Consider the following 23,428-nt stretch of genomic DNA (forward strand, 5'->3'; position numbering starts at 1 on the left):
GGGCGGCGGGCTCGGGCTGCGCCCAGGCGGGGGACGCCTGCTCGGCCGATCCCCAGGCGGGCTGCTCCGGGGCGGCGTGCGGCGGCTGGGGCTGCTGCGGGGCGGCGGCGGCCCAGGCGGGGCCGGCCTGCTCCTGCGCGCCCGGCCACGCCGGCTGCGGCGATGCGCCGGCCGGTCCCCACTGGCCGGGCTGGGCCGGGTCGGTCTGCTGTGGCGCCTGGGCGGCCCACGCGGGGGCCTGCTGCTGCTCACCCTGCGCGCCCCAGGCGGGCGGGTTCGCTCGCCCCGACGGGGGCGGGGGCGCCCAGCCCAGATCCGGGGCGCCGGCGCCGTATCCGTTGTCCTGCTGTGCCGGGCGGTCGCCGTACGGCGCCGGTCCGCCGGCGCCCGGCGACACCTCGTCCGGCTGCTGGCCGGGGTGGTGCGTGCCCTCGGACGTCATGCGTGCGCCTCCTCCATCACCTGTCGGCCGCCACTGCCGATCGGTCTTCTCGGCAGGGTGGCCGGCGTCGCCGGTGTACCGGCCGTGCCGGCTCCCCGCACCGTATCCGGTGACCGCCCGAGGGCGCCCGGGGAGCACGATCGTCACTCCCCGTGGCCGGATGGTGTCGAGCGGCTTCTATCGACTCGACTGCTCCGGGTCGGCGGGCGACGACCGAAGCCCACCGTACCGGGCGCTGGGGCGAGGTGGAATCCCGGTGTCAACCGCTGCGAAACGCCGATGACCCGCCCGGGCGGACCGGGCGGGTCATCGATCTGGAGGAGGTGAGAGAGGTCCTGGGCGTCAGCTCATGTGACGCTGGGCGATGGCGAGGATCTCTTCGCGGACCGCGGGCGAGTTGGCGGAGCGCAGCGCGTGCTCGATGGCACGGGCGCGGCGGTTGGCGTCGCGGCGGTTGCGGATTCGCTCGATCATGCTCATGGGTCTCTCCTCCTGGCTATTCGGTTGTCAGCCCCTTGATGTCTTCCATTGAACCCCAAGACGGGCGCAACTTCCATCGATTCTTAGGTGAGCTGGGACACGGGCCGAACAATCGAAGGTGCGGGGGGCTGGTGACCAACGTTTTCGTTCCCCAACGGAAACGGCCGGTGTGCCGGGCGTAAACCCGTCGCACACCGGCCGTTCGGCTGGCGTCAGACCGTCAGGTCCAGGCGAGCAGCGCCGCCTCCGGGTCGGCCAGGAACTCCCCGATGTCGCGCAGGAACTTCGAGCCGAGTTCACCGTCGATGATCCGGTGGTCGAAGGAGAGGCCCAGCGTGGTGACCTGACGCGGCCGCACCTTGCCCTTGTGCACCCAGGGCATCTCGCGGACCGCGCCGAAGGCCAGGATCGCCGACTCGCCCGGGGGCAGGATCGGCGTACCGGTGTCCACCCCGAACACGCCGACGTTGGTGATCGTCAGCGTGCCGCCGGACATGTCGGCCGGCGAGGTCTTCCCGGCCTTGGCCGTCTGCACCAGGTCGGTCATCGCGTCCGCCAGCTCGCGCAGCGAGAGCCGGCCGGCGTCCTTGATGTTCGGCACGATCAGCCCGCGCTCGGTGGCCGCCGCGATGCCCAGGTTGACGTAGTCCTTGACGACGATCTCGTCGCCGGCCCAGGTCGAGTTGACCATCGGGTGGCGCTTGACGGCCAGCAGCACCGCCTTGGCCACCAGCAGCAGCGGCGAGACCCGCACGTCGCGCCACTCCCGCCGGTTGCGCAGCCGGTCCAGGGCCTTCATCGCCCGGGTCATGTCCACGGTGAGGAACTCCGTGACGTGCGGCGCGGTGAACGCCGAGCGGGACATGTTCTCGGCGGTGAGCTTGCGTACCCCCTTGACGGGGATGCGCTGCTCGCGGTCCGCGCCGAAGCTCGCGGCCGCCGTGGCCGGGGCCGACACCGCGAGCGGCTCGGCCGCCGCCGTGGCCCCGCTCGCCGCCCGCTGTACGTCCTCCCGGGTGATCGAGCCCAGCGGGCCCGACCCGGTCAGCGTGGACAGGTCGACGCCGAGGTCCTTGGCGAGCTTGCGTACCGGCGGCTTGGCCAGCACCGGCCCACCGGCCGGACCGTGACCGTTCGACGGCGCGGTCGCCACCGGGGCGGGCGACGCCGGCGCGACCGGCGCGACCGGGGCGACCGGGGCCGCCGGCTGGGCCGGCACCGGGGTGTCGCCCCTGCGCGGGCGGCGCTTGGCCGCCGTGTTCCGCGGGCCGTAGCCGACCAGCACGGCGGTACGCCCACCCGGGGCGGGACCGCCGATCAGGCCCGGCTCGACCGCGCCCTCGGCCGGCGCCACCTCGACCGCGGCCAGGGACGCCGCTGACGGGGTCGGCAGGGCGGCGGCCGGCGCACCGGTCGTCGACGCCTCGATCGGCCCGGCGCCCGGGTCGGTGTCGATCGCGATGATCGGCGTGCCGACCTCGACCGTGCTCCCCTCCGGGTGGAAGATCGCCTGCACCTGGCCGGCCCACTTCGCCGGGATCTCGACGGCCGCCTTGGCCGTCTCGACCTCGACGATCGGCTGGTTCAGCTCGATGACGTCACCGACCTTGACCAGCCACGCGAGGATCTCACCCTCGGTCAGGCCCTCGCCCAGGTCGGGCAGGTTGAACTCCTTGATCCGCGACATGCCGCTCACCAGCCGAAGGTGCGGTCGACGGCGTCGAGCACCCGGTCGAGGTCGGGCAGGTACTCCTCCTCCACCCGGGAGGCCGGGTAGGGGGTGTCGAAGCCGGTCACCCGCAGCACCGGGGACTCCAGGGAGTAGAAGCACTCCTCGGTGATCCGGGCCGCGATCTCCGAGCCCAGGCCCAGGTTCCCCGGGGCCTCGTGCACGACCACGCAGCGGCCGGTGCGCTTCACCGACTCGTACGCGGCGGTCAGGTCCAGCGGGGAGAGCGAGCGCAGGTCGATGACCTCCAGCTCCCGGCCGTCCTCGGCGGCGGCGGTCGCCGCGTCCAGGCAGGTCCGCACCATCGGTCCGTACGCCAGCACCGTGGCGTCCGCGCCGGTCCGCACGACCCGGGACGAGTGCAGCGGGTACGCCCCGGACAGCGGGGCGTCCAGCTCGACCGGGCCCTTCTCCCAGTAGCGCCGCTTCGGCTCCAGGAACACGATCGGGTCGTCCGACGCGATGGCCTGCTGGATCATCGTGTACGCGTCCTGCGGGTTGGCGCAGGACACCACCTTCAGGCCGGCGGTGTGGGCGAAGTACGCCTCGGGCGACTCCGAGTGGTGCTCGACCGCGCCGATGCCGCCGCCGAACGGGATCCGGATGACCATCGGGATCCGCACCTTGCCCTGCGAGCGGTAGTGCATCTTCGCCACCTGCGACACGATCTGGTCGTACGCGGGGTAGACGAAACCGTCGAACTGGATCTCGCAGACCGGCCGGAAGCCGCGGATGGCCAGGCCGACCGCGGTGCCGATGATGCCGGACTCGGCGAGCGGCGTGTCGATCACCCGCTGGTCGCCGAAGTCCTTCTGGAGGCCGTCGGTGATCCGGAAGACGCCGCCGAGCTTGCCGACGTCCTCGCCCATGATGACGACCTTCGGGTCGTCCTCCAGGGCCCTGCGCAGACCGGTGTTGAGGGCCTTGCCGAGGCTGAGCGTCTCCGTGGCCATCAGTGGGCGCTCCCCTCGAACGACTCCATGTAGCTGGTGAACTGCGCCCGCTGCTCGTCGAGCTCGGGGGATCCGTGCGGGTAGACGTGGTCGAACATCGTCGCCGGCTCCGGGTCGGGCATGGCGAGCACCCGCTCGCGCAGGTGCACCGACTCGGTGCGGGCCTGCTCGTCGACGGCCGCGAAGAAGTCCGCGTCGGCGATCTGCTGCCTGGTCAGGAACGCCTTCATCCGGGCGATCGGGTCCTTCGCCTGCCAGGCCTCGACCTCGCTGGCGATCCGGTAACGGGTCGGGTCGTCGGACGTGGTGTGCGCGCCCATCCGGTAGGTGTAGGCCTCGATCAGGCTGGGGCCCTGGCCGAGCCGGGCGTTGTCCAGCGCGTGCCGGGTCACCGCGTACGACGCGAGCACGTCGTTGCCGTCCACCCGGACACCGGGGAAGCCGAAGCCGCCGGCCCGCTGGTAGAGCGGCACGCGGGTCTGGCGCTCCAGCGGCTCGGAGATGGCGTACTGGTTGTTCTGGCAGAAGAACACCAGCGGGGCGTTGAAGACGCTGGCCCAGACGAACGACTCGTTGACGTCGCCCTGGCTGGTGGCGCCGTCGCCGAAGTAGGCGATCACCGCCTCGCCGTCCTCGGTCCCGGTCTTGCCGTCCATGTGGACGCCCATGGCGTACCCGGTCGCGTGCAGGGTCTGCGCCCCGATCACGATCGTGTACATGTTGAACTTGAACTCGTTCGGGTCCCAGCCGCCCTGGTCGACGCCCCGGAACAGGCCGAGCGGCATGATCGGGTCGATGCCCCGGCAGTAGAGGACGCCGTGCTCCCGGTAGGTCGGGAAGGCCATGTCCTGCGTACGCAGCGCGCGTCCCGAGCCCACCTGCGCGGCCTCCTGGCCCAGCAGGCTGGCCCACAGGCCCAGCTCGCCCTGGCGCTGCAGCGCGGTGGCCTCGGCGTCGAGCTTGCGGACCAGCACGAGGTCGCGGTAGAGCCCGCGGTACTCCTCGTCGGTGAAGTCGACGCGGTACTCGGTCCCGTCCGGGCCGGTCGCGCTCTCGATGCGCTCACCCTCCGGGGTGAGCAGCTGCACCAGCTGCGGGTCGCCGGTCGCACCCTTCTTGGACCGGGGTGCGGCCCGTCGGCCGCGACTGGAGACCCCGGGGTCGCCCTTTGCCATCCGTCTCTCCCTGTCTGTCTGCGTCGGCACCGGGGGGTCACCCGGCCGCGCAACTCGTGCGCCTGCCCGGCTGGTGCCGGACGGGTTCCTGGCGGCCGCGCCTAGCCCCGGTGGGGGTTGCCGCGCGGCGTGAGCCGGATTCTGGCCGAACCCGGTTCGGGAGCGCCGGCGCCCAGCCGCGCCTGCCGCGAGGGTGCGCGGAGGTCGTGGCTGCGTTGCCGTCGTGGTCCATATTCGCATCACACGTGAGCGCGCCCACATTGCGCCTGTCCCGGGCACTCGCGGTGACCTGTTTCGTCGCACGGAGCGCCCGTTGTCCGTTGCATCGACGCGCGGCCGATCCGGCGGTGGTTCGTCACCGTTCGGCCAGATAAGCGTGTCGACACGCTGTACAGGGTTGGCCGACCGAGCGTCACTGGTCCAGGCTGATTGGCGCGGGATCGTCCGCGTCGGGGCGGTTTGCCGCTTCCCCGCGTCCGGGCGGTGCCCCGGGCGCTCGGGCCGGTCGCCGTACCGGTCCGTCCACCGCCGCAGTCGACGAAAAGGGGTGTGTGGTGTCCGAGCCAGGCCGAGATCCCACCGTTCCCTTCCTCGGCCGGCACCGCGCCGCCGGCGGCTACCGCCGGCTGGTCGGCGCGCACCGGGCTCCCGGTTCGGGCGGGCCGTCCCGGGGCTACCTGTTCACCGTGGCACTGCTCGCCGGCACCGCGTCGATGCCGATCCTCGCCGCGATCAGCACCGGCTCCGCCACCGTCGGCAGCACGGCCCTGCCGGACGGCAGCACCCCGTTCCTGCCGACGCCCTCGGTCGGCCCCGTCGTGATCCCGGTGCCGGCGACGGGCCAGCCGCCGGTCGTCCCGTCGACCCCGTCCCCCGCCGCGCCCGACCCGGGCGACTGGCGGACCGTCGCGCCCCTCCCGGGTGCGCCGATCGTCGCGGCGCCGGCCCCGCCGCCACCGCGCGGCCCGGCGGCGGATCCGAAGCCCCCGTCCCGGCCCGGCGGCCGACCGGTCCCGCCGCCCCCGGCCCCGAGGCCTTCGGCGTCCCCGAGCCCGTCGCCGAAGCCCACGCCGAGCCCGAGCCCGAGCCCCAGCCCGGCACCCACGCCGACCGGCGAGCCGACGTCGGTGGAGCCGACGAGCAGCCTCTCGCTACCGCCGCCCGAGCCGACGGCTACCCCGGCGCCCAGCGCGTCCCCGGCACCGGACGGCCCGACCGCCAGCGCGACCGTCACCCCCGGCCCGACCCCCGCCGGTCCGACTCGCGTCGCTCCCGGTCCGACTCGCGTCGCCCTCGGCCCGCCTGCCGCCGCTGGCCCGACCCGAGGCGGGTCCGACGGTCCCCGTTCGGCCGACGGTCCCGGCGAGATTGGGCACCGGGACGGCCGGCCGCGGGTACGGTGACGGTCGACGGCAGGTGATCCACGGCGGGGCCCCGGCCCGGTCGGAGCGCCGAGGTACGGACGGGAACGGTTCCGGGCGGCGGCCCGGGGTGGACGCAGAGGCGGGGCGCTGAGCGGGACGGGCGGTTCGGACGCGGAACCCCAGACCCGTCCGGCCGCCGCGCCACCACCCGGCCGCACCCTCCGGCTCGCCCGCTTCGTGACCGAGCTGACGGCGCCCGCGGTGCTGGTCTCGGCGCTGACGCTGGCGGTCGGCTGGCACAGCGCCCAGGGCACGCACGGGCTGGCCTGGGGACTGCTGGCCACGCTCTTCGTCAGCGGGATCCCGTTCGCGTACATCCTCGGCGGGGTGCGTCGCGGCCGGCTGACCGACCACCACGTGGGGGTCCGCGAGCAGCGCAGGGTCCCGCTGCTGTTCGGGCTCTGCTCGGTCGCCGCCGGGCTGGCCCTGCTCGCGGTGCTCGGCGCGCCGCGACCGGTGCTGGCACTGGCCGCCGCCGGGCTCGTCGGCCTGGTGGTCGCCGTGACGGTGAGTCACTGGTGGAAGATGTCGATCCACTCGGCGGTGGCCGCCGGGACGGTGGTCGTGCTGGTGCTCACGTTCGGCGCCGGGCTGCTGGCGACGGCGCCACTGCTCGTGCTGGTCGGTTGGTCCCGGGTCCGCCTGCGCGACCACACGGTGCCCCAGGTGGTCGCGGGGCTCGCCCTGGGCGCCCTGGTCGCCGCCCTCATCTTCGCCCCCCTCCGCTGACCTCCCCCCTGCCCCGCCTCCCTCCCCCGGATCTGATGACGCACGCCCGGACGAGGCCGTCGATCATGCAGTTGCGGTGCCCCGCAAGAGCTACGGAATGCCGCTTTTCGCCCACCACAACTGCATGATCGACGCTGGTGGGGTGGAGCGGGGCGGGGTGGGAGGGAGGTGGGCGGGTGGGTGGGTCAGGCGGGGTCGTCCGTGAGGCGGTGGCGGTTGGCTTCGATCCACGCGTCGAGGGCGGCCGGGTCGTCCGGGTCGACGCCGTCGGCCATCAGCTGGGCGACGGCGGCGGTGGCGGGACTACGGCGCTCGCCCGTGCTGTAGAGGCGGGCGAACTCCGGCACCATCTCCTCGATGGCCGTGTCGATCTGCGCCGCCGCCTGCTCGGGCAGGCCGCGCTTGCGGGCGGCGTACCCGGCCCAGGCGCGCAGCACCCGGGGCAGCAGCGCGGCGTCGTCCATGTCCAGCACCGCGCGCCGGTGCACCCAGTCCAGCAGGAACAGCCCGGCCACGGTGGGGCTCCACCGCATCGGGTCGGCGTCCGGGAAGCTGGCCGCGTGGTCCAGCAGCAGGCTGAGGCAGAAGTGCAGCGAGGCCAGCTCCGCCCCGTCGATGGTGTCCAGGCCGAACCGGGCCGCCTCCGGTGCGGCGAGGAACCGGCGGACCAGATCCGTACGCTCGGCGGCGGAGAGCGGCTCGGCGGGCGCGGGGGCCGCCCCGGCCGCCCGGGGCAGCAGCGCCAGCCGGGCGCCGAGCAGGGCGCGGTCGGTGGCGAGCGAACCCTCCCCGGGCAGCTCGGTGAGGCCGTCGGTGATCGCCAGGTGGCGGGTCACCTCGGCGCGCATCCGGGCCGGCTCCTCGTCGCGGAACCAGGTCAGCTCGTCCCCGGCGCACATCTGCCGGACCTGGTCGAGGATGCGGTCGGGCGGCCCGCCGACGAAGACGTCCTTGGTGATGCCGATGTTGTGGTCGAGCAGCGTCACCACGGCGTGCGCCGAACCGCCGGCCGGGTCGTCGTAGGCGAAGGTCGCCAGGTAGGAGGTCTGGTCGCCGTACACGTCGCCGTAGGACCAGCAGCCGGTCAGGTGCACGCGGCCGAGCTGGCCGGCCCAGGCGGGGGTGGCGGCGCCCGGACGGACCCGGTCGGTGCCCTCGGCGTCGGGCACCAGCGCGGCGAAGACGGAGCGGATGGTGGTCGCCGCGGCCGAGCGCCGGCGGGAGGTGGCGGCCAGGAAGCCGGCCACGAAGTCCCGGACGGCGGCGTCACGCTCGGTCTCCGCGACCGAGTAGACGCTGCCCAGCAGGGCCGCGCCGAGCATCTCCGCGTCGAGGGCGTTGTCCAGCTTGGCCACGTCGCGGGCGGCGTGCAGCACCGCGTCGTACGGGGTCTGAGGCGTTCCCATCCACCGACCCTACGCTGCCGCCCGTCCCGGGACGGTACGAGCGACCCGAGCGTCCGGCCCGCGTCGCGGCGCCACGCCGCCGACCTGCGGTTGTCGTGGGACGGGATTTCCCGGCTCAGCGGCCGGCGGCCTCCTCCAGGGCCGTACGGGCCTCGGCGTAGGAGGCGAGCACCGCCCGCACCGGGGCGAGCACGTTCTCCTCGCCGACCGCCGCCACCGCGTCCGTGAGGCGCCGCTCGGCCCGGCGACGGGCGCGGCGGGCCGCCCAGCGGACGACCGGCCTGGTCAGGGCGGCCACCAGCAGCCCGGCGAGCAGGCCGCCGAGGAGCAGCAGGGTGGGCAGCGGCACCTCGCCGACCATCGGGTGCTCCAGCGCCGGCAGGCCCAGCGCGCGCAGCCCGTAGCCGAGCGCCAGCCAGCCCAGCCCGGCCAGCGCGGCCAGGGTCACCAGCCACTGGAGGCCGCCGACGAACCGCCACCAGAGCGGTCGCCGGTCCATGCCGAGGTCCGTGCCGGCCACCGCCCGGTCCAGCGCGTCGGGCAGGTCGGCGAGGTGGGAGCGGGCGGCGGCGGTCACCGCGGCCGGCCAGGCGGCGGGCAGGTCCGCCCCGGCCCGGTCGGCCACCGACCGGATCGCCAGGCCGAGCGCCGCGCGCTGTGCGGCGGTGGGGTCGGGCACCGAGGTCGCCGCGACGAGGCTCTCCGCCGGCTCGTCGCGGCCGGCGGCCGGGCCGGGCAGGTGCAGCCGGCGCAGCGGGTCGGGCCGCAGCCGCCGCCAGCCCCGGACCAGCGGCCAGCCGGTGGTGGCGGCACCCCGGTGCCGGTACGCCTGCTCGACCGCCTCGGCGACCGCCGGCACCCCGGCGGCGCCGGCGAGCGCCCGGTGCAGTGCGGTGACGGCGGCAGCGTCCGGCCCACCGGCCGGCGAGGCGTCGCCGACCAGCTCTTCGAGCCCGGCCACCACCGCGTCCACGTCGCCCCGGAGCCGCCGCAGCGCGGCCTGCCGCTCGGCCACCGTGCGTTCCAGCGCCTCCCGCAGCCCGGCCATGCCCGCCGGATCGACGGCGGTGGTCGCCAGCAGCGGTACGCCGTCCAGGCCGTCGCTGTCGAGCAGCCGGCGCAGGTCGGCCAGCACCCGGGGCAGCTCGGCCGGCGGCAGCCGGTCGGCCTGGTTGAGCACGACCAGGGTGACGTCCCGGTGCCGGTGGAACTCGCGCAGGTAGCTGGTGTGGATGACGCGGTCGGCGTACTTCTGCGGGTCGACCACCCACACCACGAGGTCGACCAGGCCGAGCAGCCGGTCCACCTCCAGCCGGTGGGACCGCTGCACCGAGTCGAAGTCGGGCAGGTCGAGCAGGATCAGCCCGTGCAGGGCGGACTCGTCGTCGCCGTCGAGCACGCTCTCCCGCACGAACCGGTGCCGGGGCAGCACGCCGACCCAGTCGAGCAGGCGGTTGCCGCCGTCGAGCGGCCCCCAGACGCAGGCGTGCGCGACGCCGGTGGTGGGGCGGCGCACCCCGACCGTGGAGAGTTCCATCCGGGCGAGCGCGTTGAACAGGCTGGACTTGCCGCTGCCGGTCGCGCCGGCGAGGGCCACCACGGTGTGGTCGCGGGAGAGCGCCAGCCGGGTGCCGGCCCGCTCGACCAGGGTGTGTGCCGGCACGAGCCGGGCGTCCGGCAGGTGGCCGTCGACGACGGTGAGGAACCGGCGTACGGCGTCGAGGCGGGCGATGAGCGCGTCGGCGTCCACCCGCTGGTCACCGCGGAACGCCTCGCGCATCCGCCCGACGATGTTGGTCATGACCCTCCATCCCCGGTGCCGGGCAGGCCCGCGACGGCCGCGCCGGAGAGGTCGCTGCGGTTGCGGGCGATCTCCACCCGGTTGGCGGCGCCGCGCAGGGCTTCCACGGTGCGCGCGGCGGGCCGCGCCTGCGCCGTGCGGTCCAGGTAGCGGCCGGCCTCGTCGTCGAGCAGGGCCCGCACCCGGTCCAGCAGGTCGGCCCGGGCCTTGGCGGCCAGCGTACGCACGGCCTGGTCGCCGAAGATCGCCTGGAGCACGGTCTGCGCGGCGACGGTCGTGCCGGCCCCGGTGGCCACCTCCAGCCCGGTGGGGATGAACGCCGTCGAGGCGAACACCGCGATCATGACGGCGAGGCCGGTGGCGTTCACCGCGTACGCGGCCGTGCGGGCCACGAAGCGGCGGTCGCCGCCCTCGGCGCGGACCAGCTCCAGCACGCCACGCTGCCACTCCCGCACCAGCCGCTCGGCCCGCTCGGGCAGGTCGGCGGAGGGGTGGGCCAGCTCCGGTTCGAGCAGCGCCGCCCCGGCGGGATGGGCCTTCCACCCGGTGTACGCGTTCTCGGCCGCCTCGGCGGCGACGCCCCGCAGCAGGGTCACCAGCTGGGACTCGATCGCCTCCCGCAGCTCGGACGCGGGCGCGGGCCGGCCGGTGACCGCGGCCACCACCCGGTCCCGGAGCCGCCCGATGCGGGCCTCGATGGTGCGGAAGAACTCGCCGGTGCCGACGAACTCCTGCCAGCGGGCGAGCACCTCGCCGCGGAGCAGCCGGCCGTCCTTCAGCCCCTGCCCGACGGTCCGGTGCGCCCCCCGGTACGCGGCCAGCACCCGCTCGTCGAGCGCGTCGGCGGCGGCGATCTGCTCCTCGGCGGCGTCGGCGAGCCCCTCGACCGCCGGGTGCAGCGCGGCGAGCGCGCCGTCCAGGGTCTGCCGGACCACGGCGGCGCGGGCGTCGGCGTCGGCGGCCAGCCGGGCGAACCAGGCGGCGAGCGGCGCGGTGACCCGCTCGGGCAGCAGGCCCTGCCCGTCGACCCAGGTCTCCGGCAGCACGAAGAGCGGGGCCGCCCCCAGCTCCTGCGCGGCGAGCATCTCCGACAGGTGGGCGGCGATCTCGTCGGCCGCCTCCGGGGGCACCCGGTCCAGCACCATGGCGATGACCGCGCCCCGGGCCCGGGCGCTGCGCAGCAGCTCCCAGGGGACGGCGTCGGCGTAGCGGGCGGCGGTGGTGACGAAGAGCCAGAGGTCGGCGGCGGCCAGGAGCTGCCCGGCCAGGGCCCGGTTGGCGTCGACGACGGAGTCGATGTCGGGGGCGTCGAGGAAGGCCAGCCCGGCCGGCAGGGCCGGGGCGGTGACCAGTTGCAGGGTGCGCGGGTCCTCGCTGGGCTCGGTGGTGCGGGTGAGGCCGGGCAGCAGCTCGCCCTGGCGGAACCAGCCCGAGTCGGCCGGGTTGCAGACCAGCACCGGGGAACGCGTGGTCGGGCGGAGCACCCCGGCAGCGCTCACCCGCGCCTGCACGAGGCTGTTGACCAGGGTGGACTTGCCCGCGCCGGTGGACCCGCCGACCACCACGAGCAGCGGCGCGTCGAGCCGGCGCAGCCGGGGCAGCAGGTAGTCGTCGAGCTGGTCGGTGAGGCTGCCGCCGGCGCGCCGGGCGGGCTCGGCGGAGGGCAGCGCGAGCGGGAACCGGGCCGCCCCGATCGCGGCGCGCAGGCCGGCCAGTGCGGCGGGCAGGCTGTCGTCCCCGGTGGTGGCGGGCCGGTCCTCCCCGGCGTCCGTGGGGCCGGTGCGAGCTGCGACGGTGGGCGTGCCGGCCGGGTTGGCGGGATCGCCGTGCGTCGTCACCGCTAAAGCGTGCCCGACCGACGCAAGGGAAGACAACCGGTCAGTATCAAGCTGGGGTTGCGTCGGGTCGACTCAACCCCGACTTGACGATTTCGCGGGGCGTGGCACTATTGAGTCAAGTTCACTCAACTTGTGGTGGGGTCGCTGCGGGCGACGCCCGCCGGGCAGCTCGACGGGCGTCGCCCGTCACATGCCCACAACGTGATGAAGCGAGGAAGCGAAGATGGCACGTGCGGTCGGTATCGACCTCGGCACGACGAACTCCTGCGTCAGCGTTCTGGAGGGCGGTGAGCCCACCGTCATCGCCAACGCTGAGGGCTCGCGGACGACCCCGTCGATCGTCGCGTTCGCCCGCAACGGCGAGGTGCTCGTCGGTGAGGTCGCCAAGCGCCAGGCGGTGACGAACCCGGACCGGACGATCCGCTCGGTCAAGCGGGAGATCGGCACCAACTGGTCCGTCGACATCGACGGCAAGAAGTACACCCCGCAGGAGATCTCGGCCCGCACGCTGATGAAGCTCAAGCGGGACGCCGAGGCGTACCTGGGCGAGCAGATCACCGACGCGGTGATCACCGTCCCGGCCTACTTCAACGACGGCCAGCGCCAGGCCACCAAGGAGGCCGGCGAGATCGCCGGCTTCAACGTGCTGCGGATCGTGAACGAGCCGACCGCGGCGGCCCTGGCGTACGGGCTGGACAAGGGCTCCAAGGAGCAGACCGTCCTGGTCTTCGACCTCGGTGGCGGCACCTTCGACGTGTCGCTGCTGGAGCTGGCCGAGGGCGTCGTCGAGGTCAAGTCGACCAGCGGTGACAACAACCTCGGTGGCGACGACTGGGACCAGCGGATCATCGACCACCTGGTGAAGACCTTCCGCGGCGAGCACGGCATCGACCTGGGCCAGGACAAGATGGCCCTGCAGCGGCTCCGCGAGGCGGCCGAGAAGGCCAAGATCGAGCTGTCCGCCGCCACCACCACCAACATCAACCTGCCGTACATCACCGCCGGCGCGGCGGGCCCGCTGCACCTGGACGTGACGCTCAGCCGGGCCGAGTTCCAGCGGATGACGCAGGACCTGCTGGACCGCTGCAAGGGCCCGTTCGAGCAGGCCGTCAAGGACGCCGGCATCAAGGTCTCCGACGTCGAGCACGTCATCATGGTCGGCGGCTCGACCCGGATGCCGGCCGTGACGGACCTGGTCAAGCAGCTCACCGGCAAGGAGCCCAACAAGGGCGTGAACCCGGACGAGGTCGTCGCCGTCGGCGCCGCCCTCCAGGCCGGTGTGCTCAAGGGCGAGGTCAAGGACGTCCTGCTGCTCGACGTGACCCCGCTGAGCCTGGGCATCGAGACCAAGGGCGGCATCTTCACCAAGCTGATCGAGCGCAACACCACCATCCCGACCAAGCGCTCCGAGGTCTTCACCACGGCGGACGACAACCAGCCGTCGGTGCTGATCCAGGTGTTCCAGGGCGAGCGGGAGATCGCGGCCTACAACAAGAAGCTCGGCACCTTCGAGCTGACCGGCCTCCCGCCGGCGCCGCGCGGCGTGCCGCAGATCGAGGTCACCTTCGACATCGACGCCAACGGCATCGTCAACGTCCACGCCAAGGACCTCGGCACCGGCAAGGAACAGAAGATGACGATCACCGGCGGTTCCTCGCTGCCGAAGGACGACATCGAGCGCATGCGCCGCGACGCCGAGGAGCACGCCGAGGACGACAAGCGTCGCCGCGAGGAGGCCGAGACCCGCAACCTGGCCGAGGCGCTCCAGTGGCAGACCGAGAAGTTCCTGGCCGAGAGCGGCGACAAGCTGCCGTCGGAGTCCCGTGACCAGATCAACGAGGCGCTCGGCGAGCTGCGCGGCGCGCTCGGCGGCCAGGACATCGAGAAGATCAAGTCGGCGCACGAGAAGCTGGCGCAGGTCTCCCAGCAGGCCGGCTCGCTGCTCTACAACCAGCAGGGCGAGCAGCCGGGCGAGGCCGGCCCGGGCGCGGCGGGTGCCGCCGGCGCCGGGGCGACCGGTGGCCCGCAGGCCGGCGGCCCCGCCGGTGGCGCGGACGACGTGGTCGACGCGGAGATCGTGGACGAGGACAAGGACAAGAAGTGACGGTTCGTCCCGGACACGGAACCACGGCAGAGGGATGAGGTAGCCCTATGACGGAGAAGCCACGAGCTGCCGACCCGGGTGCGACCGGGTCGGCGCCGGGTGGCTCCGCGCCCGCCGAGCAGGCCGGCGACGGGCCGCGGGTCGTCATCCGTAACAACCGCAAGATCAGCGAGACGTCCGAGCCGGCCGCCGCCGACGCCGGTTCGGACGTCCCGGCCGAGGGCCTGGTCGAGGAGTCCGAGGTCGTCGTCGACGAGATCGAGGTCGAGGCGGCCGAGGTGACCGGCCCACCGGTGGTGGACGCCCCGGCACAGCCGGCCGACGGTGGTCCGACCGCGTTCGGCGCCGAACTCGAGGCGCTGCGCAAGGACCTCGACGAGCGGACCCGGGACCTCCAGCGGGTGACGGCGGAGTACGCCAACTACCGCAAGCGGGTGGACCGGGACAAGGGCCTGGTCACCGAGCAGGCGACCGGCGCGGTGCTCGCCGCGCTGCTGCCGATCCTCGACGACCTGGACCGGGCCCGCGAGCACGGCGACCTGGTCGGGCCGTTCGGCACCGTGGCCGAACAGCTCACCACGGCGCTCGGCAAGTTCGGGCTGACCCCGTTCGGCGAGCAGGGCGACCCGTTCGACCCGACCCGGCACGAGGCGGTCGCCCACCAGACCTCGGCCGACGTCACCGAGCCCACCTGCGTACAGGTGATGCGTCGGGGCTACCAGGTCGGTGAGCGGCTGTTGCGGCCCGCGATGGTCGCGGTCGCCGACCCGGAGTAGTGCGGAACGACGACCGGACCGTCCCGCCCGCCCGCAGAGGGCGGGCGGGACGGTCGGTCCCCAGCTAGGGAAGGGGGTGGACCGGTGAGTTCCAAGGACTGGATCGAGAAGGACTTCTACGCCGTGCTGGGCGTGGACAAGGCCGCCACCGCCGACGACGTCAAGAAGGCGTACCGGAAACTGGCCCGGGATTCGCACCCGGACCACAACCCCGGCGACCCGAAGGCCGAGGAGCGTTTCAAGGCCGCCTCCGAGGCGTACGCCGTGCTCGGCGACGACGCCAAGCGGCGGGAGTACGACGAGCTGCGGTCGCTGTTCGGCTCGGGGGCGTTCCGGCGCGGGGCCCGTGGTCCCGGCCAGCCCGGCGGCGTGCCGTTCGACGTCTCCGACCTGTTCGGGGGCGCCGCGGGCGGGGGCGGTGACCGCCGCTTCGGCGGGGCCGGCTTCCAGGACCTGTTCAGCTCGATCTTCTCGGGCGGTGCCGGCGGTCCCGCCGGCGGGGCGGCGGCCCGTGGCCCCGCCCGGGGGCGGGACGTCGAGGCCGAGGTGGCCCTCGACTTCGGCGACGCCGTACGCGGGGTGACGCTCCCGTTGACGCTGCGCGCCCCGGGGGTGTGCGACACCTGCCACGGCAACGGGGCCAAGCCCGGCACCCAGCCGCGCACCTGCCCGGTGTGCCACGGGGCCGGCGTGACCAACCGCAACCAGGGGTCGTTCAGCTTCTCCGAGCCGTGCCGCAACTGCCAGAGCGTGGGCACGGTCGTGGACGAGAAGTGCCCCGAGTGCCAGGGCACCGGCGGGGTCACCAAGACCCGCACGCTGAACGTCCGTTTCCCGGCCGGCGTGGCGGACGGCCAGAAGATCCGGCTGGCCGGGCGGGGCGAGCCCGGCGCGCGGGGTGGCCCGGCGGGCGACCTCTTCGTACACGTGAAGGTGCGGCCGGACGAACTGTTCGGGCGTACCGGCGACGACCTCACGCTGACGGTGCCTGTCACGTTCGCGGAGGCCGTGCTCGGCACGGACCTGCGGGTGCCCACCCTCGACGGCGCGGTGACCCTGCGGGTGCCACCGGGTACGCCGAGCGGCCGGATCCTGCGGGCGCGGGGCAAGGGGGTGGTCCGCCGGGACGGCCAGGCGGGCGACCTGCTCGTGACCCTCGACGTGGTGGTGCCCGCGAAGGTGTCCGACGAGGCGCGTGCGGCGTTGGAGAGCTTCGCCGCGCAGACCCCGCCGGCCGCCCGGGAACATCTCGAGGCGCGGGTACGTCGATTCAGTTGACCCGGTGTTCAGTCGGCTCGGTGGAGTGCACGCGGAGGTGAGCGGGATGTCGGACGAGTTCGTCGGCTCGGGTGACCCTGCCTACGAGGCCAAGGTGCTGATGATCTCGGTGGCGGCGCGGATGGCGGGAATGCACCCGCAGACCCTGCGCCAGTACGACCGGTTGGGCCTGGTCCAACCGGGACGGGCCGCCGGCGGCGGGCGCCGCTACAGCGTCCGCGACGTGGTGCTGCTGCGCGAGGTGCAGCGGCTCAGCCAGGACGACGGGATCAACCTGGCCGGCGTCAAGCGCATCATCGGGCTGGAACGGCTGCTGGAGCAGGCGCAGCAGCGGGTGGCCCGGCTGGAGGCGGAACTGGACGCCGCGTACCGGCGGATCGCCGAGCTGGAGGCGCTGGCCCGCTTCCCGGGCAGCGACCTGGTGCCGACCAACCGCACCTCCACCGCGCTGGTGGTCTGGCGTCCCCGCCGGGGCCCCGAGCGCTGACGCGACACCTCACCGCGCCCGGCCGCCCTCCCGCGGCCGGGCGCGGCCGTCTTGCCGTTTCCGCCTGGCGGTCCTCCCGCGGCCGGGCGCGGCCGCCACTGCCGATGCCCTGCCGTATCCGAGCACGGCCGTCCTTCCTCTCCGCCCCGGCGGTCCTACCGCACACCGGGCGCGGCCGTCTTGCCATTTTCGCCTGGCTCTCCGGTGGCGGGCGTGGTGCGCGCTACCGGCCCCGCCTGGTTGCCCCGCCTGGGTGTGGCCACCCTTCCGACTCCCGCGCCGGGTGCGCCGTCGCCGTCGCCGCGTCGCCGGCGGGGCAGGCCGTTCCGGCGGGGCAAGGCCGTCCCGGCGGGGCAAGGCCGTCCCGGCGGGGCAAGGCCGTTCCGGCGGGGCAAGGCCGTCCCGGCGCGCCGCCTCCGGCGCGGCGCCGAACGCCACCCCGGCCCGTACCACGGGTGGAACACCACGGGTGTCACCGGCCGCGAATGACACCCGTGGTGTTCCACCCCGTGCGCGGTTGCCGGTTTGCCGGCGGGGGAGGCGCTGGATCCGCTAATCTGCGAATCAGGTCCAACCAGCTTAATCCGGACTCCAATGGCAGGGGGAGCCATGACGGAAGCCGCGAGGAAGGTTGCCCAGCAGGCGGAGGAACGGCTCGACGAGGTGGCGAAGAACGTCCGGGAGAGATTCGACCGGGTCACCGAGGGCCGCCTCACCGACAAGGTCAAGAACGGCGCGTCCGCCGACCGGGCCGACCACGGCACCGACCGGGGACGGGACGAGGCGAGACGCCGCGAGCAGGGCGGACCGGAGCACTGACGATCCGCCGACGTGCGGGCCGGGACCCACGGGGGGTCCCGGCCCGTTCGTCATCGAGACTGCGGGCCGGGACGCTCGTGGTTCCGTGCGGGGGTCCGGGCCCGTTCGCCGTCGGGTGGTGCGGGTCGGGACGCTCGTGGTTCCGTGCGGGGGTCCGGGCCCGTTCGTCCGTCAGAGAGTCGCTCAGGCGATGCGGCGGTTCTCCCGGACCAGGCCGCCCTCGCACCAGTCCCGGTAGACGAAGAGTTCCGGGCGGGCCAGCAGCGCCCGGCTGTTGTACGCCCAGGTGCGCATCAGGTCGTCGCCGTCGCGCTCGGCCTGCTCGACGAGCTTGCGGAAGCGCCGCTTCGGGTGGGCGCGGAAGTTCGTCCGGATGCCGTCGGCGGCGTAGATGTAGAGGCAGTGTAGCGCGAACCGGCGCGCGGGGCAGGCCGGGTCCATCGCCAGGCCGAAGAGCACCGCCACCAGCCGGTCGCCGGAGACCAGCAGGTCCCAGTCCGGCGGCATCGAGGTCAGCGGTACGGAGTCCGGCTGGTAGGCCCACGCCCGCAACTCGGCGGGGGTCGGGTCGACGGGGTTGGCGAAGCCGTGGAACGTCGACTCCTGCACGCTCACCGGCCAACCTTCCGCTCTGAGCCCGCGAGGGCGTCGGCCACCCACGAGCTCTGGCTGCTGGGGCGAAACGGTAACCCGGAGCGCTGGTCGGCGGTAGACCCCGTGAGGAGCAATTCGCCACCCGTTGGCCGGGGGCCGACCCGACCGTACGGTCGATCCGGCCCCCGGCCAACGTCGGTCATTCCGCCACGGGTGCCGGCTGGGCCCGCTGCGCGGCGCCGCGCTGCCGCAGCCAGCGCTTGAACCACGCGAAGTCGGGCAGCCGTGCCAGCATCGGCCCGGTCACCACGGTGATCAGCACGTACGCCGTCGCGAGCGCCGCCAGTTTCGGCTCGACGCTGCCGGCTGCCACCGCGAGGCCCGCGATGACGATGGAGAACTCACCCCGTGGTACGAGGGCCAGACCGGCACGCCACCGACCGGGCTCGGCGATGCCGACCCGACGGGCGGCCAGGTAGCCGGTGAGGGTCTTCGTCGCCATCGTGACGATGGCCAGCGCGAGCGCGGGCAGCAGCACCGGCGGGATGTCCCGGGGGTCGGTGACCAGGCCGAAGAAGACGAAGAAGACCGCCGCGAAGAGGTCCCGTAGCGGCGTGAGCAGCTCCGTGGCGTGGTGCGCCACCGGCCCGGAGAGCGCGATGCCGACCAGGAACGCCCCGACCGCCGCCGACACCTGGAGCTTCGCCGCGATGCCGGCCACCAGCAGGGTCATCCCGAGTACGCCGAGCAGCAGCGCCTCCGGGTCCTTCGCCGACATCGCGGTGGAGATCAGGTTGCCGTACCGGATGGCGACCACCAGCACCAGGAGCACGGTGCCGACCGCGACGCCGAGCGCGATCCCGCCGCCGAGCAGGCCGGTGCCGGCGAGCACGGCCGTCAGCAGCGGCAGGTACAACGCCATGGCGAGGTCCTCGATCACCAGGACCGAGAGGATCACCGGTGTCTCCCGGTTACCGAGGCGACCCAGGTCGCCGAGCACCTTGGCGATGACGCCGGAGGAGGAGACCCAGGTGATGCCGGCCAGCACCAGGGCGGCGACCCAGTCCCAGCCGAGCAGCAGCGCGAACGCCGCGCCCGGCAGCGCGTTGAGCAGCCCGTCGATGAGCCCGGCGGGGGCCGCGGCGCGCAGGTTGCCGACGAGCTCGTTGGCCGAGTATTCCAGGCCGAGCATCACCAGCAGCAGGATCACGCCGATCTCGGCGCCGACGGCGAAGAACTCCTCGCTGGCGGCGAGGGGGAGCAAGCCACCGTGCCCGAAGGCGAGCCCGGCGAGCAGGTAGAGGGGGATGGGCGAGAGGCCGATCCGGCGGCTCAGCCGACCGAGGAGGCCGAGCAGGAACAGCAGCGCGCCGACTTCGACGAGCAGGGTTGTGGTCTCGTGCATCCGCGCCTCAGCCGTCCGGGTCACTGTCGGCGAGGATGGCTGTCACTCCGTCGAGGCCCCTGCGGGTCCCGACGACGACCACCACGTCACCGGCGGCGAAGCGGAAGGACGGGTCCGGCGAGGCGATCACCTCACCGTGGCGCAGCACCGCGACGATCGAGGCGCTCGTGCGGGAACGTGCCTGCGTGTCGCCGAGCTTCCGGTTGACGTACTTCGACCCGGCCGGAATGGCGATCTGCTCGGTGAGCAGCCCGGCGGCCTGGTCGCGCAGCCCGGAGAGCTGGCCCAGCATCAGGGACGCGCCGAGGATGTCGGCGAGCGCCTCCGCCTCGTCGTCGGTCAGCGGTATGTCGTGCTGACATGAGTCGGGATCGTCCGGGTCGTACAGGACGAGGTCACGGCGGCCATTGCGGTGGGAGACGACGCCGAGGCGGCGGCCGGATTCCGTCAGCAGATCGTGACGGACCCCGATGCCAGGCAGGGCGGTCTGTTCGACACGTACGCGCACGCGGTCAGGCTACTCCCCGCCGTCACCTGCGGATCCTGTCAGGACGTCGCTTGTCACTGAGTGATCTGTCAGTGCTCCTCCGCCACGGACGTACGACTCGGCCCGGCAGGGGTCGGACGCCGAGGCCGGAAGAGTCCGGCCTGGGGGCGCAGAAGGTGTGAGCCAGCTCACGTGGCCAGGGTTGAGCGGAATAGGCTCAACTCTGGTTGTGTCCTTTCCAGTGGACACGCCGATCCGGGGGAGCCCATGAACACGGAACGTCTCACCACCAAGAGCCGCGAGGCCATCACCGGTGCCGTCGCGCTGGCGAACCAGCGTGGCCACGCCACCGTGGAGCCCTGGCACCTACTGCTGTCACTGCTGGACACCGACGGTTCGACCGCCGCCGGCCTGCTGCGCGCCGTCGGAGCCGATCCCGGCGAGCTGCGCCGGGTCGCCCAGCGCTCGGTCGACAACCTGCCCGCCGCGCGGGGTTCCAGCATCGCCGAGCCGACCCTGGCCCGGGAGTTCGTCAACGCCATCGGGGCCGCGGAGCAGATCGCCCGGCCGCTCGGCGACGAGTACACCTCCACCGAGCACCTGCTCGCCGGCCTGGCCCGGGTGGGCGGCGCGGTGTCGAACGCGCTGAAGTCGGCAGGTGTCACCGAGGAGACCCTCGTCGCCGCCTTCCCGTCGGTGCGCGGCGGGGACCGGCGGGTCACCAGCGCCGACCCCGAGCAGACCTACCAGGCCCTGGCCAAGTACGGCGTGGACCTGACCGCCAGCGCCCGCGACGGCAAGATCGACCCGGTCATCGGCCGGGACTCGGAGATCCGCCGGGTGATCCAGGTGCTGTCGCGGCGGACCAAGAACAACCCGGTGCTCATCGGTGAGCCGGGTGTCGGCAAGACCGCCATCGTGGAGGGCCTGGCCCAACGGATCGTCGCGGGCGACGTGCCCGAGTCGCTGCGGAACAAGAAGCTCGTCTCGCTCGACCTCGGCGCGATGGTGGCCGGCGCCTCCTACCGGGGCCAGTTCGAGGAGCGGCTCAAGTCCGTCCTGGAGGAGATCAAGAACTCCGACGGTCAGGTCATCACCTTCCTCGACGAGCTGCACACCGTCGTCGGCGCCGGCAAGGGCGAGGGCTCGATGGACGCCGGCAACATGCTCAAGCCGATGCTGGCCCGCGGCGAGCTGCGGATGGTCGGCGCCACCACGCTGGACGAGTACCGCGAGCACATCGAGAAGGACCCGGCCCTGGAGCGCCGCTTCCAGCCGGTGCTGGTCGGCGAGCCGACCATCGAGGACACCATCGGCATCCTGCGCGGCCTGAAGGAGCGCTACGAGGTGCACCACGGCGTCCGGATCACCGACGCCGCCCTGGTCGCCGCCGCCTCCCTGTCGGACCGCTACATCACCGACCGGTTCCTGCCGGACAAGGCGATCGACCTGGTCGACGAGTCCGCGTCCCGGCTCCGGATGGAGATCGACTCCCGGCCCGTCGAGGTGGACGAGATCGAGCGGGCGGTGCGCCGGCTGGAGATCGAGGAGATGGCGCTGGCCAAGGAGCCGGACGCCGCCTCCGCCGAGCGGCTGGAGCGGTTGCGCAAGGAGCTGGCCGACAAGCGGGAGCAGCTCACCGTCCTGTCGGAGCGCTGGCAGCTGGAGAAGAGCCACATCACCAAGCTCTCCACGGCCAAGGAGGAGCTGGAGCGGCTCGGCGGCGAGGCCGAGCGGGCCGAGCGCGACGGCGAACTGGAGCGGGCCGCCGAGCTGCGCTACGGCCGGATCCCCGCCCTCAAGGCCGAGCTGAAGCAGGCCGAGGAGGAACTGGCCCGGCTCCAGGCCGAGGGCGCGATGCTCAAGGAGGAGGTCGGCGCCGACGACATCGCCGCCGTGGTCGCCTCCTGGACCGGCATCCCCGCCGGCCGGCTGCTGGAGGGCGAGACCGCCAAGCTGCTGCGGATGGAGGAGTCGCTCGGCGCCCGCGTGGTCGGTCAGGCCGAGGCGGTCGGCTCGGTCTCCGACGCGGTCCGCCGCGCCCGGGCCGGCGTCGCCGACCCCGACCGCCCTACCGGCAGCTTCCTCTTCCTCGGCCCGACCGGCGTCGGCAAGACCGAGCTGGCCAAGGCGCTCGCCGAGTTCCTCTTCGACGACGAGCGGGCCATGGTCCGCATCGACATGAGCGAGTACGGCGAGAAGCACTCCGTCGCCCGGCTGGTCGGCGCCCCGCCCGGCTACGTCGGCTACGAGGAGGGCGGCCAGCTCACCGAGGCGGTGCGCCGCCGGCCGTACTCGGTGATCCTGCTCGACGAGGTCGAGAAGGCCCACCCGGACGTCTTCGACATCCTGCTCCAGGTGCTCGACGACGGCCGGCTCACCGACGGGCAGGGCCGCACGGTGGACTTCCGCAACGCGATCCTGATCCTCACCTCCAACCTGGGTTCGTCGGTGATCGGCGACCTGACGCTGGCCGAGGAGCAGCGCCGGGAGGGCGTCCTGGCGGTGGTCCGCTCGCACTTCAAGCCGGAGTTCCTCAACCGCCTCGACGACATCGTGGTCTTCGCCGCGCTGCGCGGGGACGACCTGCGGGCGATCGTCGACATCCAGCTCAACCGGATGCGCAAGCGTCTCGCCGACCGCCGTCTCGGCCTGAGGATCACCGAGCCGGCCCGGGTCTGGCTCGCCGAGCACGGCTACGACCCGATCTACGGCGCCCGCCCGCTGCGCCGCCTGGTCCAGACGGCGATCGGCGACCAGCTCGCGAAGGCGCTCCTGTCGGGGCAGATCCGCGACGGCGACACGGTCGAGGTCGACCTGGCGGACACCAGGGACGCCCTGACGGTCGCGGCGGCCTGACCCGCTCCACCTCGCCCCGGCCGGCGCCGCCGACCGGGGCGAGCCCGTGACGATCAAGAGGTTCGCGTCCCGGCAGCGCTCCGTCGACGACGCAAACCTCTTGATCGACAGGGTGGGCGGGGCGCGGCGGGGGAAGGAACAGGGGCATGTTCGGGATCGGGAAGAAAAGGGACCGGGAGATCCAGGCGGCGCTCGACGAGTTGCGGCAGGCCGACACGGTGGCGTTCGGCGGGGTGGGGATCGCCGGGACGGTGCTGCCGGTGACCGAGGCGTACCGGCGGGTGGAGGCGGCGCTCGCCGAGGACCCAGAGGGCGTACGCGGGGAACTCGACCGGCTGCTCGACGAGGCCACCCCGGCCGGGCGCGTCTACGCCGCCACGCTGATCGAAGGCGTCGACCCGGCGGCCGGGCGGACCGCCTGGACGGCGTTGGGCGGCGACCCGGCCGAGTTCGGCACCTTCACGGGCTGCGTCATGGGCCGCACCACCCTGCGCGAGTACGCCACCGCGCACCTCTCCCGAGGCTGACCCCCCGGCGCTCGGGAACAGCCCCGCGGCCGACCCGCCGCCCGGGAACGGCTCGCCGGAAAGCACGCCCGGAAGGGTCCGGGAGCACGCCCGGAAGGGCCCCGGGAGCACGCCC

General features: G+C 73.9%; 19 protein-coding genes and 1 pseudogene. 8 read left to right on the forward strand and 12 right to left on the reverse strand.

Going from position 1 to position 23,428, the window contains the following annotated elements; all coding sequences use genetic code 11:
• The 6 genes and pseudogenes from ACLQ22_RS12435 to ACLQ22_RS12460 form a co-directional block, all read right to left on the reverse strand.
• Positions 1–442 (reverse strand): annotated as a pseudogene (locus ACLQ22_RS12435) (LppU/SCO3897 family protein); the annotation flags it as partial.
• Positions 443–784: 342 nt separating this feature from the next.
• Positions 785–922: a hypothetical protein gene (locus ACLQ22_RS12440; protein WP_165947779.1), complete on the reverse strand. Its 138-nt coding sequence runs from the start codon at positions 920–922 to the stop codon at positions 785–787.
• A gap of 220 nt (positions 923–1,142) precedes the next feature.
• Positions 1,143–2,609, reverse strand: coding sequence for a dihydrolipoamide acetyltransferase family protein (locus tag ACLQ22_RS12445; RefSeq protein WP_425692479.1), 1,467 nt, complete (start codon positions 2,607–2,609; stop codon positions 1,143–1,145).
• A gap of 5 nt (positions 2,610–2,614) precedes the next feature.
• Positions 2,615–3,604, reverse strand: a complete 990-nt coding sequence (locus tag ACLQ22_RS12450; RefSeq protein ID WP_425692397.1) for an alpha-ketoacid dehydrogenase subunit beta — start codon at positions 3,602–3,604, stop codon at positions 2,615–2,617.
• Positions 3,604–4,779 carry a pyruvate dehydrogenase (acetyl-transferring) E1 component subunit alpha gene (pdhA, locus tag ACLQ22_RS12455; RefSeq protein ID WP_425692398.1) on the reverse strand — a complete coding sequence of 392 codons (1,176 nt, stop codon included), beginning with the start codon at positions 4,777–4,779 and terminating at the stop codon, positions 3,604–3,606. The genes ACLQ22_RS12450 and pdhA overlap by 1 nt, the downstream gene beginning before the upstream one ends.
• Positions 4,780–5,452: 673 nt before the next feature.
• The gene (locus ACLQ22_RS12460; RefSeq protein WP_425692399.1) at positions 5,453–6,013 is read right to left on the reverse strand and encodes a hypothetical protein; all 561 of its coding nucleotides are present in this window, start codon (positions 6,011–6,013) and stop codon (positions 5,453–5,455) included.
• A gap of 367 nt (positions 6,014–6,380) precedes the next feature.
• Between ACLQ22_RS12460 and ACLQ22_RS12465 the strand changes: the two genes are divergently transcribed.
• On the forward strand, positions 6,381–6,932 hold the full coding sequence (locus tag ACLQ22_RS12465; protein ID WP_425692400.1) for a phosphatase PAP2 family protein: 552 nt from the start codon (positions 6,381–6,383) through the stop codon (positions 6,930–6,932).
• 185 nt (positions 6,933–7,117) lie between these two features.
• Here ACLQ22_RS12465 and ACLQ22_RS12470 read toward each other — a convergent pair whose 3' ends face one another.
• The 3 genes from ACLQ22_RS12470 to ACLQ22_RS12480 all read right to left on the reverse strand — a co-directional run bounded on the left by ACLQ22_RS12470 (position 7,118) and on the right by ACLQ22_RS12480 (position 11,977).
• Positions 7,118–8,338, reverse strand: a complete 1,221-nt coding sequence (locus ACLQ22_RS12470) for a hypothetical protein (protein ID WP_366641407.1) — start codon at positions 8,336–8,338, stop codon at positions 7,118–7,120.
• Positions 8,339–8,453: 115 nt separating this feature from the next.
• Complete coding sequence (locus tag ACLQ22_RS12475) at positions 8,454–10,139, reverse strand: GTPase (RefSeq protein WP_425692401.1); 1,686 nt, start codon at positions 10,137–10,139, stop codon at positions 8,454–8,456.
• Positions 10,136–11,977: an ABC transporter gene (locus ACLQ22_RS12480; RefSeq protein ID WP_425692402.1), complete on the reverse strand. Its 1,842-nt coding sequence runs from the start codon at positions 11,975–11,977 to the stop codon at positions 10,136–10,138. The genes ACLQ22_RS12475 and ACLQ22_RS12480 overlap by 4 nt, the downstream gene beginning before the upstream one ends.
• A 223-nt stretch (positions 11,978–12,200) precedes the next feature.
• Between ACLQ22_RS12480 and dnaK the strand changes: the two genes are divergently transcribed.
• From dnaK to ACLQ22_RS12505, 5 genes are all read left to right on the forward strand, one after another.
• Positions 12,201–14,081 (forward strand): molecular chaperone DnaK, encoded by a 1,881-nt coding sequence (gene dnaK, locus ACLQ22_RS12485; RefSeq protein WP_425692403.1) that lies wholly within the window; start codon positions 12,201–12,203, stop codon positions 14,079–14,081.
• A gap of 47 nt (positions 14,082–14,128) precedes the next feature.
• A complete protein-coding gene (gene grpE, locus ACLQ22_RS12490; RefSeq protein WP_425692404.1) occupies positions 14,129–14,857 on the forward strand; it encodes a nucleotide exchange factor GrpE in 729 nt (242 codons plus the stop codon).
• A gap of 84 nt (positions 14,858–14,941) precedes the next feature.
• Entirely contained in the window at positions 14,942–16,135 is a 1,194-nt protein-coding gene (dnaJ, locus tag ACLQ22_RS12495) for a molecular chaperone DnaJ (RefSeq protein ID WP_121397283.1), read from the forward strand.
• A gap of 46 nt (positions 16,136–16,181) precedes the next feature.
• Positions 16,182–16,622, forward strand: coding sequence for a heat shock protein transcriptional repressor HspR (locus ACLQ22_RS12500; protein WP_121399143.1), 441 nt, complete (start codon positions 16,182–16,184; stop codon positions 16,620–16,622).
• A 609-nt stretch (positions 16,623–17,231) separates the two neighbouring features.
• Positions 17,232–17,441: a hypothetical protein gene (locus ACLQ22_RS12505; RefSeq protein WP_425692405.1), complete on the forward strand. Its 210-nt coding sequence runs from the start codon at positions 17,232–17,234 to the stop codon at positions 17,439–17,441.
• A gap of 183 nt (positions 17,442–17,624) precedes the next feature.
• On the opposite strand, the gene ACLQ22_RS12510 is transcribed toward ACLQ22_RS12505, so the two are convergent.
• From ACLQ22_RS12510 to ACLQ22_RS12520, 3 genes are all read right to left on the reverse strand, one after another.
• Positions 17,625–18,056, reverse strand: coding sequence for a hypothetical protein (locus ACLQ22_RS12510; protein ID WP_121397281.1), 432 nt, complete (start codon positions 18,054–18,056; stop codon positions 17,625–17,627).
• Between the two features lie 178 nt (positions 18,057–18,234).
• A complete protein-coding gene (locus ACLQ22_RS12515) occupies positions 18,235–19,440 on the reverse strand; it encodes a cation:proton antiporter (RefSeq protein ID WP_425692406.1) in 1,206 nt (401 codons plus the stop codon).
• A 7-nt stretch (positions 19,441–19,447) separates the two neighbouring features.
• Positions 19,448–19,948 carry a cation:proton antiporter regulatory subunit gene (locus ACLQ22_RS12520; RefSeq protein WP_101413558.1) on the reverse strand — a complete coding sequence of 167 codons (501 nt, stop codon included), beginning with the start codon at positions 19,946–19,948 and terminating at the stop codon, positions 19,448–19,450.
• A 246-nt stretch (positions 19,949–20,194) separates the two neighbouring features.
• Here ACLQ22_RS12520 and clpB point away from each other — a divergent pair, with 246 nt between their 5' ends.
• Both clpB and ACLQ22_RS12530 read left to right on the forward strand, forming a co-directional pair.
• A complete protein-coding gene (gene clpB / locus ACLQ22_RS12525) occupies positions 20,195–22,786 on the forward strand; it encodes an ATP-dependent chaperone ClpB (protein WP_425692407.1) in 2,592 nt (863 codons plus the stop codon).
• A 146-nt stretch (positions 22,787–22,932) separates the two neighbouring features.
• Positions 22,933–23,313 carry a hypothetical protein gene (locus ACLQ22_RS12530; protein WP_425692408.1) on the forward strand — a complete coding sequence of 127 codons (381 nt, stop codon included), beginning with the start codon at positions 22,933–22,935 and terminating at the stop codon, positions 23,311–23,313.
• Positions 23,314–23,428: the final 115 nt, after the last annotated feature.

The organism is Micromonospora sp. DT178 (assembly GCF_049841695.1).
Lineage (GTDB): Bacteria > Actinomycetota > Actinomycetes > Mycobacteriales > Micromonosporaceae > Micromonospora.

Excerpts from the sequence above, each read along its gene's own strand:
- ACLQ22_RS12440 (WP_165947779.1), bottom strand. The coding sequence starts at position 922 with ATGAGCATGATCGAGCGAATCCGCAACCGCCGCGACGCCAACCGCCGC.
- ACLQ22_RS12445 (WP_425692479.1), bottom strand. The coding sequence starts at position 2,609 with ATGTCGCGGATCAAGGAGTTCAACCTGCCCGACCTGGGCGAGGGCCTG.
- ACLQ22_RS12450 (WP_425692397.1), bottom strand. The coding sequence starts at position 3,604 with ATGGCCACGGAGACGCTCAGCCTCGGCAAGGCCCTCAACACCGGTCTG.
- pdhA (WP_425692398.1), bottom strand. The coding sequence starts at position 4,779 with ATGGCAAAGGGCGACCCCGGGGTCTCCAGTCGCGGCCGACGGGCCGCA.
- ACLQ22_RS12470 (WP_366641407.1), bottom strand. The coding sequence starts at position 8,338 with ATGGGAACGCCTCAGACCCCGTACGACGCGGTGCTGCACGCCGCCCGC.
- ACLQ22_RS12475 (WP_425692401.1), bottom strand. The coding sequence starts at position 10,139 with ATGACCAACATCGTCGGGCGGATGCGCGAGGCGTTCCGCGGTGACCAG.
- dnaK (WP_425692403.1), top strand. The coding sequence starts at position 12,201 with ATGGCACGTGCGGTCGGTATCGACCTCGGCACGACGAACTCCTGCGTC.
- grpE (WP_425692404.1), top strand. The coding sequence starts at position 14,129 with ATGACGGAGAAGCCACGAGCTGCCGACCCGGGTGCGACCGGGTCGGCG.
- ACLQ22_RS12500 (WP_121399143.1), top strand. The coding sequence starts at position 16,182 with ATGTCGGACGAGTTCGTCGGCTCGGGTGACCCTGCCTACGAGGCCAAG.
- ACLQ22_RS12505 (WP_425692405.1), top strand. The coding sequence starts at position 17,232 with ATGACGGAAGCCGCGAGGAAGGTTGCCCAGCAGGCGGAGGAACGGCTC.
- ACLQ22_RS12515 (WP_425692406.1), bottom strand. The coding sequence starts at position 19,440 with ATGCACGAGACCACAACCCTGCTCGTCGAAGTCGGCGCGCTGCTGTTC.
- clpB (WP_425692407.1), top strand. The coding sequence starts at position 20,195 with ATGAACACGGAACGTCTCACCACCAAGAGCCGCGAGGCCATCACCGGT.
- ACLQ22_RS12530 (WP_425692408.1), top strand. The coding sequence starts at position 22,933 with ATGTTCGGGATCGGGAAGAAAAGGGACCGGGAGATCCAGGCGGCGCTC.